1 protein-coding gene is annotated in these 742 nt (G+C 65.0%); it reads left to right on the forward strand.

Going from position 1 to position 742, the window contains the following annotated elements; genetic code table 11:
- Positions 1-291: 291 nt before the first annotated feature.
- A partial coding sequence (locus AC1DU6_RS33835) for an ABC transporter permease (RefSeq protein ID WP_477862764.1) occupies positions 292-742 on the forward strand: 451 nt, incomplete at its 3' end.

The following is a 742-nucleotide window of genomic DNA, read 5'->3' on the forward strand; positions in this document are numbered from 1 at the left end:
GGCACAAAAATGATGCTGGCATCGATGGGTTGCCAAGCGCGGCAGACGAGGGACTACGTGTCCCCCGGCCGCTACGCGACCTCCTCCTTTACCTTCGTCCCTCGCCCGCCGCACTCGGCAACTGGACCCAGTGGGTTTCTTCAGCGAAGGAAACCGCTGGTGTTGGATCGGGCCGGGTGGGCGGGCTGCGCAGGTAAAGGAGGAGACCGCGCAGCGGGCGGGGGACACGGAGCAGACCGCTCACCCGGGCCGATCCCGACCCATCCAGAAAGACATTCGGAGTTCTGAACCATGGCCATCGTCCTCGGCAAACAAGCTCGCTGGCGCACCATCGCCGGCCACGCGGTGATGTGGATCTTCATCGCCATCACCATCTTCCCGCTGCTGGCGGTCGTGTCCATCTCGCTGCGGCCCGGCAACTTCGCCACCGGCAGCCTGATCCCGACCGAGATCAGCCTGGAGCATTGGAAGCTCGCTTTGGGCATCCCCTACCAGGCCGCCGACGGCAGCCTCGTGCAGCCGCCCTTCCCCGTGCTGACCTGGCTGTGGAACTCGATCAAGATCGCCACCATCTCGGCCTTCCTCATCGTCGCCATCTCCACCAGCGCCGCCTACGCCTTCGCGCGCATGAAGTTCCGCTTCGACAAGCCGGTGCTCAACGGCATGCTGCTGCTGCAGATGTTCCCGCCGGTGCTGGCGCTCGTCGCCATCTACGCCATCTTCGAGACCATCGGCACCTATG

The sequence above is a fragment of the Roseateles sp. P5_B10 genome, assembly GCF_056400485.1.